The sequence below is a fragment of the Burkholderia sp. 4M9327F10 genome (assembly GCF_005503145.1).
GTDB lineage: Bacteria > Pseudomonadota > Gammaproteobacteria > Burkholderiales > Burkholderiaceae > Paraburkholderia.
On the sequence record NZ_SCNV01000145.1, the window covers coordinates 1 to 1,296 of the forward strand.

Sequence of the window (1,296 nt, forward strand, 5' to 3'; positions counted from 1 at the left end):
CTGCAAAAGGGCGTGCGCGACATGCTGCGTATCTCGGATGCACGGATGAGCGGCACGAGCTACGGGGCGTGCGTGCTGCACGTGGCGCCGGAGTCGTTCATTGGCGGGCCGTTTGCGCTGGTGCAGGACGGCGACCTGATCGAGCTGGATGTGCCGCAGAGGAAGCTGAACGTGCTGGTGCCGGACGAGGAGCTGGCGCGCCGCAAGGCGGCATGGGTTGCCCCGGCGCCGCGCTTCACGCGTGGCTACGGCGCGATGCATCAGGTGCATGTGATGCAGGCCAACAAGGGGTGCGACTTCGACTTCCTGCAGCGCGAGGGCGCGAGCGGCTCCACTAGCGGCAGCACCGCAGGCGAGCCGGAGATTCACTGAGTGACGCGTACAGCGCTTCGAAGCACCCTGCTTTGAAGCGCTGTATCGGGTTTCTCAACGGCCGCGGGACGCTTGCGCCGCGCTCGCCGAATCTCCGCCGCGCTGCACCGCTATACGTCAATAACCGACGCGATACACCCGTCCCGTCTGCGCCCCTTCGACGCTGCGCACGTACGCCTGAGCGGCGCGCTCCGCCGTCACCGCTTCGAAGCCGCGGAAAAACGGCCCGTACCCCTCGAGCGATTCCCTCAGCACAGTCGGGCTCACCACATTGATGCGGATACCGCGCGGCAATTCGATCGCTGCGCCGCGCACGAAACCTTCCAGGGCGAGATTGACGGTGGTCGCGTTCGCGCCGAGGCGAATCGGCTCATCGCCGACGATGCCGCTCGTCAGCGTGAATGAGCCGCCGTCGTTCACGTACTGCTGCGCGCCCAGCACCACATTGATCTGTCCCATCAGCTTGTCGCGCAAGCCGACCCAGAACTGCTCGGCGGTCATCTCCGGCAGCGGCCCGAAATGCAGCTTGCCGGTGGTGGTGACGATCCCATCCACCTTGCCGATCTCGCGGAACAGCTTTTCGATGCTGGCGGGGTCCGTACTGTCGACCCGATAGGCGCCGCGTGTTGCGCCCACCTCGATCACTTCATGGCGAGCTTTCAATTCGGCGCTCACAGCCTGGCCAAGCGTGCCCGTTGCACCAATCACGACGATCTTTTTCATGTGCCACCCTGAATGTTAAATGTGACGTTTATTGTCAGCGCGGCGCGCGGCGGGAAACAGAGGAGATGACTTGCAGGTCCTTAAACCTGGAGTTTCGAATCGTCTGTGTGCAAACCGCGAACGCCGACTCGCCGCTTGCCGCTTGCCGCACTCGACCTGAAAACCTGGAGTGGTTTAAACGCTGCACGTAAAGCCCACCCA

Annotated in this window: 2 protein-coding genes; one reads left to right on the top strand and one right to left on the bottom strand. The window is 63.9% G+C overall.

The features are described 5' to 3' along the window. Positions 1-372, top strand: a 372-nt coding sequence (locus tag FFS45_RS41475) for a dihydroxy-acid dehydratase (RefSeq protein WP_171029911.1), incomplete at its 5' end; no start/stop codon positions are given. Between the two features lie 117 nt (positions 373-489). Here the strand turns inward: FFS45_RS41475 and FFS45_RS41480 are convergent. Then, positions 490-1,095, bottom strand: a complete 606-nt coding sequence (locus FFS45_RS41480) for a short chain dehydrogenase (RefSeq protein ID WP_137960355.1) — start codon at positions 1,093-1,095, stop codon at positions 490-492. Positions 1,096-1,296 lie beyond the last annotated feature (201 nt).

Bases quoted from the DNA above. Each gene is read 5' to 3' on its own strand.
- FFS45_RS41480 (WP_137960355.1), bottom strand. From the start codon at position 1,095: ATGAAAAAGATCGTCGTGATTGGTGCAACGGGCACGCTTGGCCAGGCT.